Origin of the sequence: Streptomyces sp. NPDC127084 (genome assembly GCF_042724175.1) — a bacterium.
Classification (GTDB): domain Bacteria; phylum Actinomycetota; class Actinomycetes; order Streptomycetales; family Streptomycetaceae; genus Streptomyces.
In genome coordinates this window covers 1-2,044 of record NZ_JBHXFA010000334.1, presented here as the reverse complement: position 1 = coordinate 2,044, position 2,044 = coordinate 1, and the positions used below count along the sequence as shown (strand labels likewise).

Here is a 2,044-nt window from a genome sequence, read left to right as displayed (position 1 = left end):
GGTGTCGTCGTCCCCGCCGCCGGGGCCTGTGAGGTCGGGCGGCGGGGGCAGGTCCGGCAGCGGCGGGGAGCCGATCCGGGGCATCTGGCGGACGTTGTCCGGGGAGTCGTCGTCGGACATGCGCCCTCCTCTCTGGTGACTGCCAGTCACGACGGAAGGGCCCCTCGCACGCGTACGCGTACACGTGGTTGAGAGACCCTGTCCAGCGTTTTCCGGCGGTGATGATGATGACGATGACGATTACTGGCAGTGAGTCCGGTAGAGGCGTTCCAGCTCCGCCGACAGCTCGTTGAAGACCGTCTGGCTGCCGGCCGCGCGGGCCTTCTGGAGGGCGGAGACCTTGAGCAGGTCGTGCCAGGCGCGGAAGAACTCCTCGGGGGCGCGGTCCCCCGCGAGCCGCGCCTGTTCGAATCGGCGGTTCCAGTGCGCGGCCTTCTTCGCGGACATGCCGGGTGCGGTCATCCGGTGCCCCGCTGCCGGTGGTCCGGGCCGAAGAAGTCACCCAGGAGCCGGGGTGCCCCGGCCGGCTCGCCCTCTCCCTGGGACGGGGCGAGACGCTGCAGCGTCTGCTGCGCAGAGTTGGTCATGACGGCCCCGGCCTGCTGCTTGCGCTGGGCTTTGCGCAGGGCCTTGTCCTCGCGCCGGCGCAGCACGGTCTCGGGCGCGGTCTCCTCGTACGCGGCGACCGTGCCGTTGATGGCGCGGGCGGCCTTGCGCATGGCGCGGGCCGCCTCCCGCAACGGCTTGGCGCGCTTGCGGGCCCGGGCAGCGGCGGAGATACCGAAGGGCAGGTCACCGCCCACGCGGCGGCGCTTCAGGTCGTCCTGCACGGCGTCGGCGAGGGCGTCGTAGGTCTGCGCGTCGGTCAGCAGGCTGCCGCGGTGCTGCGCCTGCCATCCCTCGCGCTGGCCGGGCAGGGCGAGGGCCTGCACACCCGTGGTCACACGGGACGCGATGTCCTTACTCATCAGGGGTCTTCTCCTCAAACGGGGGGTGGTGGTGCAAGGCGCTGGATCGGGGGAAAGTGGGGGCGGCGTCACGGCGCCTTCACCGCGTCCCCGAGGTGGCTTCAACATCTCGGGGGCCGGTGGAACCGTCGGTAAGCGTTTGTGCAGGTCACCGCTCCGGGCGGTAGCCGCTGGCGAGCAGCGCGGCGGCCTCCTGGCGGTACTTCGAGGCGGTGTCCGTGGACGACACGTCGAACTCGCGCTGGACGTCGGCGATCGAGAGCACCTGGCACAGCCGACGGTGGATTTCGTAGGCGTCCAGGCCGACCGTCAGCAGGCCGGCCGCGAGCGTCATACGCGCGACCTTGCGGACCGCCCGCTCGCGAGAGGTGAGCTTCGCCTCGTCTTCCTTTTCGACCGCGCGCCGCTCGACTTCGGCAGCGGCGAGCCGCGTTTCGGCGGCAACCCGGTCGGCTTCGGCAGCACGCTGCCGGGCGGCCTGCGTGTTGGCGTTGGCGACCGCCTGACGCTCGGTCTCCTCTGCCGCCCGCCGCTCGGCTTCGGTAGCACGGCGGCGCGTTTCGGCGGCGGCGAACTCCGCTTCGGCTGCGGCACGGTCGGCTTCGGCGGCACGCTGGCGGGCTTCGGCGACAGTGGCCGTCTCGACCGCCTGCTCCTCCGCCGCCGCGATCCGGTCGGCTTCCGCCGCCTCCTTCCGCTTCTCCGCCGCCCGGAGGTCAGCCTCCGCCGCGGCCTCGCGTTCCTGAGCCTCACGGCGCTCCGCCTCCGCCGTCCGGGCGCGGGCTTCGGCGACGGCCGCTGTCTCCAGCGCCTGCCCCTCCAGCTCGGCCGCCCGTTCTGCGGCACCGGCCTGGGCATGGGCATGCGCCCGGGCCTGGGCTGTCGCGCCCTCCACGCGGGCGCGCACGGACTCCAGGTCGCCGTCGGCCTCCAGCCGTTCGGCCTCAGCGCGCTTCTGTGCGACCTCGCGGCGCGTGTCCGCGTCGAGGCGCCGGCGTTCGGCGTCCTCCGCCCGGGCCTCCGCCTCGCGTTCCTGCTGCTCAGGCAGGGCGAGGGCCTGCGCGACGGTGTAGCCG

The 2,044-nt window shown here is 73.3% G+C and carries 2 protein-coding genes and 1 pseudogene; all 3 read right to left on the bottom strand.

Features of this window, described 5'->3' with window-relative positions; all coding sequences use genetic code 11:
- Positions 1-240: 240 nt before the first annotated feature.
- Positions 241-462, bottom strand: coding sequence for a hypothetical protein (locus ACFWI9_RS33965; protein ID WP_387169075.1), 222 nt, complete (start codon positions 460-462; stop codon positions 241-243).
- Positions 459-968: a hypothetical protein gene (locus tag ACFWI9_RS33960; RefSeq protein ID WP_387169073.1), complete on the bottom strand. Its 510-nt coding sequence runs from the start codon at positions 966-968 to the stop codon at positions 459-461. Before ACFWI9_RS33960 ends, ACFWI9_RS33965 begins: the two co-directional genes overlap by 4 nt.
- 148 nt (positions 969-1,116) lie before the next feature.
- A pseudogene (locus ACFWI9_RS33955) lies at positions 1,117-2,044 on the bottom strand (hypothetical protein); the annotation flags it as partial.